The sequence below is a fragment of the Flammeovirga sp. MY04 genome, assembly GCF_001682195.2.
Lineage (GTDB): Bacteria > Bacteroidota > Bacteroidia > Cytophagales > Flammeovirgaceae > Flammeovirga > Flammeovirga yaeyamensis.
Genome location: NZ_CP003560.2, coordinates 1,799,038 through 1,813,499, shown reverse-complemented (window position 1 = coordinate 1,813,499; position 14,462 = coordinate 1,799,038). Strand labels below are relative to the sequence as shown.

The following is a 14,462-nucleotide window of genomic DNA, read 5'->3' as shown; positions in this document are numbered from 1 at the left end:
ATTTAAGTCAAACTTAGTAACAACAGATTTATTACTTAATAGAATCATAAATTAACAAGACATGCACAATCGTAGAGACTTTTTAAAAACAGCAGCTATTGCAGGGTTAGGCACAATGATGTCACCTTCTATGGCCTTTGGAAAAGGTAAAGGGGAGAAAGTGAAAATAGCACTAATTGGTGTAGGTGAAAGAGGAATATGGCACTTGAATAATGCATTATATAGAGATGATACAGAGGTCGTAGCAATCTGTGATATTAGTGATAAAGCCATTAAGAAATCATTAAAATATTTTGATAAACATGGCAAAAAACATCCTAAGATTTTCGGTAAGAATGAGCACGATTACCGTAATATGTTAGAGATGAAAGAAATTCAAGGGGTAATTATTTCAACTCCTTGGGTATGGCATACACCAATGTCTGTGGACTCTATGAAAGCAGGAAAATTTACCGGTGTTGAAGTTTCTGCGGCTATGACTTTACAAGAATGTTGGGACCTAGTCAATGTTCATGAGGAGACAGGTTCGCATTTGATGATTTTGGAGAATGTATGTTACCGAAGAGATGTAATGGCAGTACTCCGAATGGTTAGAGAAGGCTTGTTTGGTGAGGCTATTCATGCACGTTGTGGTTATCAGCACGATCTACGTCATGTGAAATTTAATAACGGAGAACAACCTTACGGTGGAGGAGTAGAGTTTGGTGAAAAAGGGTTCTCAGAAGCAGAATGGAGAACGTATCATTCACTTCATAAAAATGGAGATCTTTATCCAACACACGGTATTGGACCAATTGCTTTGTACATGGATATCAACCGTGGTAATAGATTTAATACAATTTCCTCTTTTGCAACTAAAGCAAGAGGTCTGAACGATTATATCATTAAAAATGGAGGTAAAGATCATCCGAATGCAAACTTGGATTGGAAATTAGGTGATATTGTAACGTCAACAATTTCTACGGCAAACGGGGAAACTATTATTGTTACTCATGATACAAACTTACCTCGCCCATATTCATTAGGCTTCCGTTTCCAAGGAACCAATGGTTTATGGCAACATGAAGATGGTTATGCTGCTGGACCAGGAGGTAATTTGATGCATATCGCTGGAAAATCAAAAGATCACCAGTGGGATCAAGCGAAAGATTGGTTGGATAAATACGACCATCCAAGCTGGCAAAAATATGGAGAAACTGCAGAAGGAGCAGGCCATGGAGGTATGGACTTCTTTATTATGCATGAGTTTGTATTATCCATCAAAAACAACATTGCACCTCCAATGGATGCTTATGATGCAGCGGCTTGGTCAGCAATTACTCCTTTATCAGAAAGATCTATTGAAGAAGGCGGAGCTGTACAGCATTTCCCTGACTTCACTAGAGGAAAATGGTTTAAGAGAAAGCCAGTTTTCGGAAATAATGAACTTTATTTATAAACACATATATAATTTTATTACAAAAGGGTATTGGTTTCAGCCGGTGCCCTTTTTTTAAATCAATACAAAACATGAAATCAATTTACTATCTATTATTCTTTGTAATGTTGGGATGTTCTATTCCTAAATCGGAGGAGGTTTTAATAATAAACTTGGAAGAGTATGGAATCCTCCCAAATCAAGATCAATCCATCACAAAAGAGATTAACCAAGTCATAAAGGATTTACCTGATCAACCCATAGAATTGGTGTTTTCTAAAGGGTATTATCATTTTAGACCCAATAAAGAATATCAGAAAGAATATTTCGAAACGAATACCTATGATGTTAACCCTAAAAATTTAGCAGTCTTTTTATCAAATAGAAAGGACATTACTATCAATGGACAAGGAAGTGAATTCATATTTCATGATCATATTCAGCCTTTCACTTTAGATAATTGTGAGAATGTTCAGCTTATCAATTTCTCTATCGATTGGGAGCAACCTTTAACCGCAGAAGGGAGAGTCGTTTATTCTAATGAAAAAGATATTGTGTTAGAGATTGATCAGAAACAGTTTCCATATGAAGTTCAAAAAGATGGAATATTATTCAAAACAGCTAATTGGGAAGAGAAATGGAGAGTTTCAGGTGGTTCTTGGCTAATAGAATATACTCCAGATCATATTATTCCAGCGAACACTGGAGATGCAGGTTCTGTTAAAGGTGATTTGAAAAATGTGGTTTATAGTGATTTAGGAAAAGGGCGTGTTCAGTTAAGTGGTAATTTTACTAAATATCCAACAGAAGGTAATTATTGGATTATGCGTCATAGTACTCGTGACCATGCTGGTATTTTTAGTTTTCATAGTAAAAATGTTCACATTGAAAACGTGGATGTACACCATACGGCAGGTTTAGGAATTCTTTTTCAATATACCGATAATGTTGTCGTTAAAGATGTCAATATTGTGCCTAATCCTAAGAAGAATCGATATCTGTCAGGTCATGACGATGGTTTACATTTTATGGGTTGTAAAGGACATATTGCTATTGATAATTATAAAGCGATGGGTTTAATGGATGACGCCATCAATATTCATGGAACCTATGTGCCAGTATCAAAAAGAGTGGATGATTACACTTTGATCTGTAATTATGCACATGATATGAGTAAAGGATTAATATGGGGGCAAAAGGGTGATTCAGTGAGTATAGTAATCAAAGAAAATATGAAAAGTGAGCATATCAATACCTTAAAATCATTTGATGTATTGGATGATCAACGTTTCCAGCTTACTTTTAATGAGAAACTTCCCGAAGATGTTAGTTCTCAATATTCATTAGAAAACCTAACATGGACCCCTTCAGTATCGATTACAAATTCTTATGCAGGGAGCAATAGGGCAAGAGGTTATCTGATTTCAACACCCAAAAAAGTAGTTATAGAGAATAATGTTTTTCAGACAAGCGGTAGTGCAATTCTAATTGCCGGAGATGCAAATTATTGGTATGAGAGTGGTGCTGTGAAAGATGTGCTTATCAAAAACAATACTTTTGAAGCAGAATGTAATTCCTCAAATTATCAGTTTTGTAAGGCTATAATAAGCATTTACCCAGAAATTCCATCTGTTGATGAATCTTCTCCTTATCATCAAAATATACAAATTGTTGGCAATACATTTTCTCCTTCTGATAAAGCATTACTATATGCTATTTCAGTAGATCATTTAAAATTTGAATCTAATATTATCAACAAAGGAAATGCTTTTATGCCATGGAGAAATGATTCCCCAGGATTTCATCTTATTGGATGTAAAAATGTGAGCATTAAAGAGAATGTGATAGATAAAGATGTATTGATCAAATCATTGAAGATTGAAAAAATGCAAGTATCAGACTTATCTAATGTGCAATCAGAATTGAGTGAGAAAGTAATTTTGTAAAGATGCTTTTAAAGTAATTCCGCAAAACAAGAAAGAGGTTGTTCCATAACTAAATGGAACAACCTCTTTCAATATATAAATACTTTATATCTTAATGACTAAAGCTTTCTACTTCTTTTGGATCGTGTTTGTGCTTAAATGAAACAGCAAACAAAATAGCGACAACTAATGAATAGGCTGCGAAAGCGAACCAGATATTTGGCCAATCACGGATGTCGTTTCCGTTTTCGGTAATTGTAAAGAATTTATCAATTACGACCCCAGAAACTGAAGAACCTAAAACAGCACCAAAACCATTGGTCATCATCATAAATAAACCTTGAGCTGATGCTCTAATTTTTTCATCTGTTTGAGATTCCACATACAGAGAACCAGAAATGTTGAAGAAATCGAAGGCCATACCGTATACGATACAAGATATGATAATCCAAACTAAACCACTTCCAGGATCACCTATACCAAACAATCCGAATCTAAGTACCCAAGCAAACATACTCATGAGCATCACGTTTTTGATACCAAAACGCTTTAAGAAGAATGGAATTGCAAGGATAAATAAAGTCTCAGAAACCTGAGAAATTGACATGATGATGGCTGGATATTTTACAGCAATGCTATCAGCAAATAAAGGATTACTATCAAATTCGTGTAAGAAGATATCTCCGTATGCATTCGTTAATTGTAATGCAGCACCCAAAAGCATTGAGAAAATAAAAAACAATGCCATCTTCTTTTGTTTGAATAATTGGAATGCATCTAAACCTAATGCTTCAACAAATGACTTTTTAGATCCGCCTTTGTTCGTATCACATTTAGGTAAAAAGAAAGAATATATACCAAGTAATGCAGAAGCAGCCGCAGCAACATAAAATTGTGCCGCAGAAGTTTCAATTTTAGCTAAACTAACTGTCCACATTGCCACAATAAAGCCTACTGTACCCCAAACTCGAATAGGTGGGTAAACTTTTACAATATCCATGTTGTTTTTTGTTAGTGCCGAGTAGGCTACTGTAATGGATAAAGAAATGGTTGGCATGTAGAATATCATGTTAATCAACATCACCACAAAAAACATAGATGGAGAAGCCACTTCTGGAAGTAAGCAAAGAATTACCGCACCAATAATGTGGAAAATTCCTAATAGTTTTTCAGCACCTATTAATCTATCTGCTATAATACCTGAAATTGCAGGCATGAAAATAGACGCTATACCCATAGTTGAGAAGATGGCACCAAATTCAGTACCCGACCATTCCATGGTTTTAAACCAATAGCCTCCAATTGTAATCAACCAAGCCCCCCAAATAAAGAACTGTAAAAAGTTCATGATCGTAAGGCGTAATTTTAAACTCATATTTTTTGATGATAATTGAATAAAATGTAACGGCTACAAATATAATTTTTCTTTAGTATTAATAATGATGACGAAAGATATATTAAAATAAATAATTGTTTTGTTTTGAATTTATTAACCGCTTCAGATTTTTCGTTATTAATTAAATGTGCTTCAAAAACATAGTAAAATCTATTTAAAATGGGTTTTTGAACCTGAATTGGGTTATTTTTTTGAATTATTTTTTCAATTAGGGATAATAAATAATTTATTTTATTAATTTTATATTGAACAAATAACTATTTGAATGACTAGACAAGAGAATACAAAGAAAGTTGGAAAAGTAACTATCAAAAATCAAATTAGAAAGAACCAAATTTTACAACTTTTACTAAAAGAGGGGATGTTGTCGCCTTCCGAAGTGACTTCTAAAACGGAGTTAACTTTACCAATGTCTTCTTCGTTAATGAAAGAACTAGCTAAGGACGGATATATCAAGTTAGATGAAAACAATTCTGGAAATAATGTGGGTAGACCACCTACTTCTTATAGTATTGATCCTGAAGGAGGATTTTTTATAGGTGTTGAAATTGGATTAAGAAAAACAAGAGTGATTTTACTTGATCTACAGAATAAAGAAAGACATTTCCATTCTCAAGATACTTTAAATTTAAAAGATTCAAAGGCCTGTATAGATGATGTCATTTCAATTGTAAAAAACATTATCAAATCACAGAAAATACCTCAAAACCGACTTTTTGGAATTGGGTTGGCTGTACCTGGCTTGGTGAACAATAAATTAGGTCGCTCTATATCTTATTTTAATGATTTGAATATGTCATTAAAAGAATATATGGTTGAGGCTTTAGGTGTGAACGTTGAAATTGAAAACGACGTGAATGCTATGAGTTTAGGAGAGAAGTATTTTGGTGATGCTCAAGATGTAAATGATGCTTTAGCTATTAATTTAGATAAAGGTATAGGTATGGGCTTAATTATAAATGGTGCATTGTATACGGGTGCAAATGGTCTTGCAGGAGAGTTAGGACACATTCGTTTTGAAGATAATAACGATATGTGTTACTGTGGAAAGAGAGGTTGCCTCGAATTATATGCCTCTGGTGAGGCTATTTCTAACAAAATGAAAGACTTTCTTGCCAATAATCCATCTCCTCGTATTCAAAAAATACTGTCTGATTTAAATAAAGAAGAAGTAGACCTAGATGCTTTTGTAGAAATTGTATTATCAGGTGATCAAATAGGCATAGAATACATTGAACAGGCCGGAACTTCTATTGGGCGAGCTTTGGGTGTTTTAATAAACTTGTTCAATCCTCAAAAAATAATTTTGGGAGGAAAATTAAGTCAACTAAAAGAGTATATTTTATTCCCAGTGAAATCATCTGTAATCAAACATTCATTACCAGAATCTTTTGCTCAAACCACAATTTCTTATTCAAAGATTAGAAGAAAAGCGGGTAGTTTAGGGGCAACAACTCTTGTAAGTAATAAGATCTTTTTGCCTTCAAAGGCGGCATTACAATACGTTTAGCAGTTTAGTGAAATCATATCATCAGAATCACTTAGAAATATTTTATAATAAAAATTATATATTAAGAGGTGTTAGTTCATTAATCGAAAGGAATTTTTGATTGATCAACTATTTACACTCTAAAAGAGATCACCTTAATTGAATTAATTTAAAACTAATTATCAATGAAAAAACTGATTTATCTTTCTTTCATCATCGTTTTTTGGGGTTGTACTGCTAACGATCAATCTGAAAAACATATTTACTCCATCGATTTTGCATCAAATGCATTTTATAAAAATGATGACATCTCCCCATCTATAGAGGAGATGATCAATTGGAATGGAGATAAAGACATAGAACTTTATTTTTATATGGAGAATAAAGGTGATGTTCGACTTTTTTTCAACGGTAAATCAGAAAAAGAAAATTCACTGCAAGTGATTTTTAATAATAAAGAAGTGACATTGAAATTGGATCCAAAGTTTGGAAGACATGACATAGGTTCATTTGAAATTAAAGAAAAGGGATATCAAAAAGTAATTATTAAAAATTTGAATCATATTTCGACATCCATTGTAAATGTAGAAGCAGAAATAGATGTATCAAATGTCATATACAGTGTGCCACCAGAGAATTCACATTTTGGAAAAAGAGGACCATCCACTCATTGGAAATATGTGCTTCCTTATGAAGCCAAGGACAAGGATATTAAATGGTATTACAGCGAAATTGAGGTGCCCCAAGGGCAAGACGTTATTGGTTCTTATTATATGGCCAATGGTTTTGGTCAAGGCTATTTTGGTATCCAAGTAAACAGTGAGAAGGAAAGACGAATTTTATTTTCAGTTTGGAGTCCATTTGAAACAGATAATCCGGATTATGTACCTGATGGACAAAAAATCAAACTTCTTGGAAAAGGAAAGCATGTCTATACAGGTAAATTTGGAAATGAAGGATCAGGAGGTCAAAGTTATTTAGTGTATCCTTGGAAGGCAGCTAAGACGTATGGATTCTTATTAAAAGGAGAACCAATCGATGAAGATCACACTCAATTCTCTGCTTATTTCCATGATCAAGAGAAAGGAGAATGGTTATTTATCGCAAGCTTTTCTAGGCCTAAAACGCACACTTATTTAACCAACTTTTATTCCTTCCTAGAGAATTTTATTCCAAGTCAAGGGAACAAATCAAGAATGGCATTTTATAAAAATCAGTGGGTGATGGATAAAGACAATAAATGGTATGAGGTGACAGATGCTGAGTTTTCTGCTGATGCTACTGCGAGACAAGAACATCGATTTGATTATCAAGGAGGTTTAATTGATGGAAAGTTATATTTGAGAAGTTGTGGATTCTTTGATAATACAACGGCAATTGGATTACCATTTAAAAGAGAAAGTATCTCAAAAACACCACCTTCATTTAATCCTGATACCATAGAAAATGAAGTAATACAATAAATATTTTGGCGATGGAAACATCGCCATTTTTATTGACTAAAATCTGGGAATTCTAATGTTTTGCTTCCATTTCTAATGGATTCCTCCGATAAAGGTGATATGGCCAACCATGTTAGCATATCATATATATCAAATTCAGGTTTTCTTTGTTCTTTAATGGAAGAAATAAACTCTCTCAAAACAAAGTAATCCATTTGATGACGAGCAGTTTTGGCTGCTTCATATTGATGGTTTTTCCAATCATCATGATCAAACTCATTAAATACTCTATGAGAATTTTTCATCCATTCATCGTTATCACAGTAATCTTCTAAATGAAGGTGATTACCGTGTTCTTGTATCCAAACTCCTTTTGTACCTTGGACTCTAAACCCTAGAGAATAAGGTCTTGGTAGGTTAGTATTGTGTGTTAGGAGTATAGTTTCGCCATTTGAGGTGGTTAATGTAGATGTAATCACATCACCCAAAATGTATTGATCTTTAGCATTTGGATGATGCTTTCCTTCATTTTTTTCTACATAAGATTTTAATCCAACTGATTTACTGGCATGAGAAACAATAGAAGTGAATTTATTGCCTTTATTGATATTCAAAATACTTGATATTGGCCCAATGCCATGAGTAGGGTAAAGATCACCATTTCTTGTAATCGAGTGTTTTGTTCGCCAGCTTGCCTCTCCATTTACGCCTCTTCCGAAATTCATTTCTTTGTCGAATTTTATTGGACGCAAATCGTGTTCATAACCGCCTCTACAATGTACTAATTCTCCGAACACACCTTTATTCACCATGTTTTTTACAGCCATCACATCTCTATGGTAACAGGTATTTTCCAAGAGCATACATTCAGCACCACTTTTTTCTTTAATTTCTTTGAGTCGATACAATTGCTCTAAACAAGTGGCACTTGCTGCTTCAATACCTACATAAATTGGAAAAGATAAGGCATAAGAACTGATATCAAAATAATAATCCCAAGGGACTGATATAATCACAGCGTCTAAAGAATGATGATTCAATAAATCTTTGTAGCCATCTTCATTAGAATAAAATTTAGGGTGTTCTTTTTGATATTTATCGAATAAAAATTTACCGTCTGATATTGAAGCATTGTTAGGTTCTGCAATACCAATTATTCTCACATCATTTCTTTGTAAACAGTTTTCTAGATGAATAATTCCACGATAACCAATCCCTATAAGTCCTATGTTAAGTAAGTCGTTCATTTCTCATTATTAATTCTTTCCAAAGATAAAATCTTAAAGAATTATATATTCTCTTGTTTAGGAATCTTGTATTTTTTTAACCAAAAATCTAATAGGCAAAGTCTAAAAAATTATCAACTAAAGTCACAAAGACTCGGCAGAGATTCAGTACATACAGGAAGAAGAATGTAACTATTTATAATAAATATCAAACTGTGCTCCTTCATGTAAGGAATGCAGTTTAAAGTCCCATTTGTGTTTCACTAAGACTTCTCTACAAATCATTAGACCAATTCCCTGACCTGTAGGCTTACTACTATAAAACGGAGTAAACAATTTTTGTTCAACATCTTCAGGGATTTTTGGCCCTGAATTCCAGATACTCAATACGTTTCCTTCAGTAGAAATTTTTATCACACGTTCATTCTTCGATTCCAATAAAGCCTCTTTAGCGTTCTTAAGGATGTTGATAAACAACTGTTCAATGAGGGTTTCATCAGCTTTCACAACAATAGCGTTGTTGACTTCATTTACAATATGAATGTCATCGGCTTCAAAAGTTGTAGCGTAGATTCTGATGATATCATCAATACTACGTTTTAAATCGATTTCTTTAAGAACCGGTTCAGGAACTTTCACCACTGAAGCAAAATTCTTCATGAATGTCGCCATATTATCGTTTCTGGTTTTTACAACCTCCAAAGCTTCATCATAATCTTCTTTTAAGTCCTCGTCAGCTAATGGGAAGTATTTTAAAGAATCGATGTACGAATTGATGGCTCCGACAGAGTTATTGACTTCATGACTCATCATTCGAATCACTTTACTATACGCTTGTTTTTCTGTCTTCAAGTCGTCTAAATAAGAGTCTTGAAGGATAATGAATTGCTGAGGAAAACCTTGGAAAATAAAGGACGATTTAAAGCATCTATACTTTCTACCTCCACTTAATTGTATTTCTGAAGGATAGTTTAATGGAATTTCAGCAAGCCTATCCAATAAAAGAATATTGGTTTCCTTAAGACCTAACGATTGTATTTTATCAAAATCTATTTCTAAATATTGAAGTGCCGATGGATTGGCTTGAATAATTTTCTCGTCATGATCTAAAATGATAATGCCTTGAGGTGTGGCTTTTATTAGCTGATCCAGGAAATAGCTTTGTTCTCTTTGTGATAACCGTTCTTTATGAATTCTATCGATAATCTGATTAAAGACTTCAACCAATTGATTGACCACAGGGTGAGGAGTAGGGAGTAATCGACTTTGGAAATCATTGTTTTTTAATAATCGCAAAGCATTGTTCAACTCCTTCAGCGGCTTATTGATAAACAACCAAAGGCGAAGAATCCAAATAGATAATGCAACAGAAACCACCTCGGCTAGTAAAAACAAGTGAGGGTGTGTTTCGCGAATAGGAAAAGTGATTCCAATAAGTGTTCCTACTGTAAAAAGAGCCAGTAAACTATATTCAATTTTGAGCATCCGTTATCTCGTATTTTTCAATTTTTCTGTAAAGTGCATTTCTAGAAATCCCTAATTGTTTAGCAGCAGGAGCAATCTTATAACGATTTTCCTTCAAGGCATTTTTAATCATAATGATTTCCATTTCCTCTAAAGTCATCCCCTCAGGAACGATTTCTTCTTTGATTTCATCGTTTTGGAATGCATTGATATTGGTAGGGTTGTTTTCAAAATCACTAATCTGAAGTTGATCATTGATACTCATCAAAACAGTACTTTCCACCCAATTTTTCAACTCTCTGATATTTCCCTTAAGTGGTTGTTTTTGAAGCCATTTTAAAGCTTCATCCGTTATCACTTTATTTTGAATACCATAAGTGTTACAGATATTTTCCAAGAAATGATTCGCTAATAAAGGGATATCACTTTTTCTTTCTCTAAGTGATGGAAGATATACCGTAATAAGGTTGATTCTAAAGAATAAGTCCTCTCTAAATTTCCCTTCTTTTACTAATTCCGGTAATACTTTATTCGTAGCAGAGACTACTCTAAAGTTTGAAGAAACAGTTTTTGATGACCCCAAAGGTTCATATTTACGTTCTTGCAATACTCGAAGTAATTTCACTTGAGAGGCGAGATCTAATTCACCCATTTCATCCAAGAAAATACTACCTTCATTCGCAATGCTAAAACGACCTTCACGATCGGAATGTGCGCCAGTAAAAGCACCTTTTTTATGACCAAACATTTCCGATTCGAATAGGGAAGAGGAAATACCACCAAGGTTCACTTTGACGAATTCTTTATCTTTTCGGCTACTGTTTTTATGTATTGCTTCGGCAATTAATTCTTTACCGGTACCACTTTCTCCCATAATTAAAATAGGAGCATCAGTTTTAGCCACTCGTCCAACTGTTTGTAAGACCTGTAATAGTTTGGGATCTTGACCAACAATGGAAGCAATATCAAATTCTTTTTCGAGCTGCTTACGAGTGGCCGATTTCTCTATTTTCTGAGGGATGTGCTTATTTTTCTCTACTTCAATAGCTCCCTGTATACACTTAAATAAATGATCATTCTCCCAAGGTTTATTGATGAAATCAGAAGCACCTAATTTCATGCCTTCAATAGCCAATTGCATCGAACCCCAACCTGTAAACAAAACTACAGGTAGATTGGGTTGCACCTTTTTGATTTGTTTTAAAGCTTCTAACCCTTCCTCACCGGTGGTTTCCACTTTAAAGTTCATATCCAAAAGAACGCAAGCAAAATCAAATTCTTTGAGTAATGCCAAACCATCCTTTGGATGTGGGGCTAATAATGGTTTAAAACCCTGAAGTTTAAGAAATAGACCGATAGATTTACGAACGGCGTCGTCATCATCGATGATTAGTATATGGGAGTTTGTCATAATTAAAAATTGTAATTCGATAAAGGTACATCAGATGATGATTTAATGCCACTAATGATATCTGATTTATCGTTTTTTATCATCAACTTTTCTGCAATTTTTAATGCAATACATTCTTCTGCTGATAATTTATTTTGAAATATATTTTTATGACAAAGTATGGATGGAAACTTTCCACCCACACTATAATTGTCTATTTACCTATTATGATTGAAGATCTTACAAAACTTATATCTTAGTTTTGTTGAGAAGTCTTCTAATATTTTAAAGCTCATGCAACGCTTCATTAGGCGTTACTTTAGTGGCTAACTTACTTGGGTAGTAACCACAGATTAAAATGATGATAAACACAAAACCAAAAGCGATTAAGGCGCCCATTGTATATTCCATTGTGGTATAATTAAACACTCCTAGTAGAGGGAATTGCATAGCGAAAATACCGCCTATTACTACACCAATGATAAATAACAATACTACTTCTAAGAGCATTTGCTGGAAGATTTCAGAAGATGATGCACCCATTGCTCTACGTACCCCAATCTCACTTTTTCTTCTACTGATATTGTACCACAGTACACCATAAAGACCTAATGCAATATTTAATACAAGGAACATGGCAACAAATGATATTAGGAAAATAGGAAGGATTTCCCATTTGTTGTATGAATCTTGAAGACTATCAAAATAGTCTGTGCTCACCACTAATTTTGGATTCAGTTTTTCTATTGAACTAACTATACTAGCCTCCAATTTTCTTGGATCATTTTTGGTTTTCACAAAAAGACGATCTTGATGTGTATCTTTAAGCCAATCTAAATAATCAGCTGATCGTATTACTATATCTTCTTGTTCACTGAAATCACTTTGCTTGTTGTAATAACTAACAACACCAGTAATTTTATAAGATGTGCCTTCACTTTCAAACATTTCATTCTCATCTAAGAAAGGCAACAGTTTTTGGTAAAACTGATTATTCACTACGATAGGGCTATATCCTAATTGGGCATCTTCAAATGTGAATCCTCTACCTTTGATAAAATCCAAATCCATTAGATCAAATGCAGAAGGGCGAAAGCGTTGCTCAGTTGGGTCAAAACGAACACCTTCTCCAACAACCAACCTAGTAGTATTTCTACTTCCAGAGTAAGGATGGGAATAATCTATTTCTGAAACACCAATCACATCATTTTCTTGCTTAATAGTTTGGAAAATGGCATTGTACAATTCGTCTTGTTTTTCTTTTGTTTTATCCTCTTTGTCCACATTATCTTGATCAAGATTCAAAATCAGGATGTTTTCTGTATTAAATCCGATAGGATGTGATGCGTTTTTGTACTTATTAATAAGTAGAGTAAATAAAAGGAACAGGATTAAGAAAGAGAAGGCAATCTCTACGACCATCAAAGAATTTTTTCTTTTACGAGTCCACAAAATATATATTAAATGCTTTATCATTGCTTGTCTGATTTTAGGGAGTTGATAATACCAAAATTGGAAACTTTTAGTGCTGGATAGAAACCTGATAATACACTAAAGAATAATGTACAACCAAAGCCGAATACAAGTAATCCATAATTGATTTCTAATCGCTCATCTGCACCCATCCAGCTGTAAGTGTTAAATAAGAATGTTGCGATGTAAGCCAGGATTATTCCTATTACTCCACCAATAAGCGTAGTGAAAACGTTCTCAATTAATAACTGTCGTAATAAGTCGAAAGAGGAGGCACCAAAGGCTTTTCTTATGCCCATTTCAGCAGTTCTCTCTGTAATTCTAGTAATGTTTAAATTGATTAAACTTAAAGCAGGAATCGCCATACAGATCAAAACGATTGAATAAAGGTAGACATAGTACATGTTTTCATCTCCCATATCAAAAAGGAAATCAAACATCCAACCTTTCTCTGATAGAAAATCAGCTTCAACACTCATCTCATTTTTTGATGAATCGATGGGTAAACTCTTTACAATTTGCTGAAATTCTTTCTGTCCTTGAAGCAAATGATCTTTGTCTTTGAATTTCATAAAGAAAATACAACTTCCAAGATATTGATGCCAATTAGGATTAGGTTTTCTATAAATATCAAAAGGTGTATAGATATCTGCAAAAGCTTGTCTTCTTAGTTTATTTTCTTTTTCAACAACACCTACTATTTCATAGAACTGTGAGTTTGTTTTGATTTTTTTTCCAATCGGATCTTCTTTCCCAAATAAATCAGCTGCAAGCTCATCTGTGATAATGGCAATTTGTCTTTTTTGTTCAATATCATCTAATGAAAAACTTCTGCCTTTTAGGAATTGTAGAGGGAAAATTTCAGTAAAATTCTGATCAATATCTAAACGTGTGATTTTTTTACCCAGTTCATTATAGTACACATTACTGAAATAGTGATTTAAAGTAACTGTAGAAACTTCAAAAGATTTCATTTTAGAGAAATACTCTTTGTATGATTGGTAATGCCAATGACCACTAGAATAACCTTCTCCTTCCACACGGTTTACTCTTACGTTTGCACCACTAAGGACTAAATCCATGTTTTTATAAATGTCGTTGCTACCGAAAGACGTATCTAAGATAGAACCGATGAACATCACCACCATAATGGTCATGCTGATACCAAAGAGGATAATGAAAGAGAAGAACGGATTCTTTTGTAAAGAATGCCAAGCGAGTTTAATGTAGGTAATCATAA

General features: G+C 33.7%; 11 protein-coding genes. 4 read left to right on the top strand and 7 right to left on the bottom strand.

Translation table 11 applies throughout. The annotated features are described in order from the left end of the window. Nucleotides 1-61 precede the first annotated feature (61 nt). Together MY04_RS07380 and MY04_RS07375 are read left to right on the top strand one after the other, a co-directional pair. On the top strand, nt 62-1,438 hold the full coding sequence (locus MY04_RS07380) for a Gfo/Idh/MocA family protein (protein WP_066208162.1): 1,377 nt from the start codon (nt 62-64) through the stop codon (nt 1,436-1,438). A gap of 71 nt (nt 1,439-1,509) precedes the next feature. Beyond that, nucleotides 1,510-3,363 carry an alpha-1,3-galactosidase-related protein gene (locus tag MY04_RS07375; protein ID WP_066208159.1) on the top strand — a complete coding sequence of 618 codons (1,854 nt, stop codon included), beginning with the start codon at nt 1,510-1,512 and terminating at the stop codon, nt 3,361-3,363. A gap of 91 nt (nt 3,364-3,454) precedes the next feature. Here the strand turns inward: MY04_RS07375 and MY04_RS07370 are convergent, their stop codons facing one another. Next, nucleotides 3,455-4,717 carry a nucleoside permease gene (locus MY04_RS07370; protein WP_066208157.1) on the bottom strand — a complete coding sequence of 421 codons (1,263 nt, stop codon included), beginning with the start codon at nt 4,715-4,717 and terminating at the stop codon, nt 3,455-3,457. A gap of 286 nt (nt 4,718-5,003) precedes the next feature. Between MY04_RS07370 and MY04_RS07365 the strand changes: the two genes are divergently transcribed. Together MY04_RS07365 and MY04_RS07360 are read left to right on the top strand one after the other, a co-directional pair. Further along, the gene (locus tag MY04_RS07365; RefSeq protein WP_066208153.1) at nt 5,004-6,248 is read left to right on the top strand and encodes an ROK family transcriptional regulator; all 1,245 of its coding nucleotides are present in this window, start codon (nt 5,004-5,006) and stop codon (nt 6,246-6,248) included. A 164-nt stretch (nt 6,249-6,412) separates the two neighbouring features. Beyond that, the gene (locus MY04_RS07360) at nt 6,413-7,690 is read left to right on the top strand and encodes a DUF3472 domain-containing protein (protein ID WP_066208150.1); all 1,278 of its coding nucleotides are present in this window, start codon (nt 6,413-6,415) and stop codon (nt 7,688-7,690) included. 29 nt (nt 7,691-7,719) lie between these two features. On the opposite strand, the gene MY04_RS07355 is transcribed toward MY04_RS07360, so the two are convergent. From MY04_RS07355 to MY04_RS07330, 6 genes are all read right to left on the bottom strand, one after another. Beyond that, nucleotides 7,720-8,916 (bottom strand): Gfo/Idh/MocA family protein, encoded by a 1,197-nt coding sequence (locus MY04_RS07355; protein ID WP_066208147.1) that lies wholly within the window; start codon nt 8,914-8,916, stop codon nt 7,720-7,722. Between the two features lie 171 nt (nt 8,917-9,087). After that, nucleotides 9,088-10,380: a sensor histidine kinase gene (locus MY04_RS07350; protein ID WP_066208144.1), complete on the bottom strand. Its 1,293-nt coding sequence runs from the start codon at nt 10,378-10,380 to the stop codon at nt 9,088-9,090. Beyond that, entirely contained in the window at nt 10,367-11,770 is a 1,404-nt protein-coding gene (locus MY04_RS07345) for a sigma-54-dependent transcriptional regulator (protein ID WP_066208142.1), read from the bottom strand. Before MY04_RS07345 ends, MY04_RS07350 begins: the two co-directional genes overlap by 14 nt. 2 nt (nt 11,771-11,772) lie before the next feature. Continuing rightward, nucleotides 11,773-11,952, bottom strand: coding sequence for a hypothetical protein (locus MY04_RS07340; protein ID WP_066208140.1), 180 nt, complete (start codon nt 11,950-11,952; stop codon nt 11,773-11,775). A gap of 82 nt (nt 11,953-12,034) precedes the next feature. Then, nucleotides 12,035-13,225 carry an ABC transporter permease gene (locus tag MY04_RS07335; protein ID WP_066208138.1) on the bottom strand — a complete coding sequence of 397 codons (1,191 nt, stop codon included), beginning with the start codon at nt 13,223-13,225 and terminating at the stop codon, nt 12,035-12,037. Continuing rightward, nucleotides 13,222-14,460 (bottom strand): ABC transporter permease, encoded by a 1,239-nt coding sequence (locus tag MY04_RS07330; RefSeq protein ID WP_066208135.1) that lies wholly within the window; start codon nt 14,458-14,460, stop codon nt 13,222-13,224. The genes MY04_RS07335 and MY04_RS07330 overlap by 4 nt, the downstream gene beginning before the upstream one ends. Nucleotides 14,461-14,462: the final 2 nt, after the last annotated feature.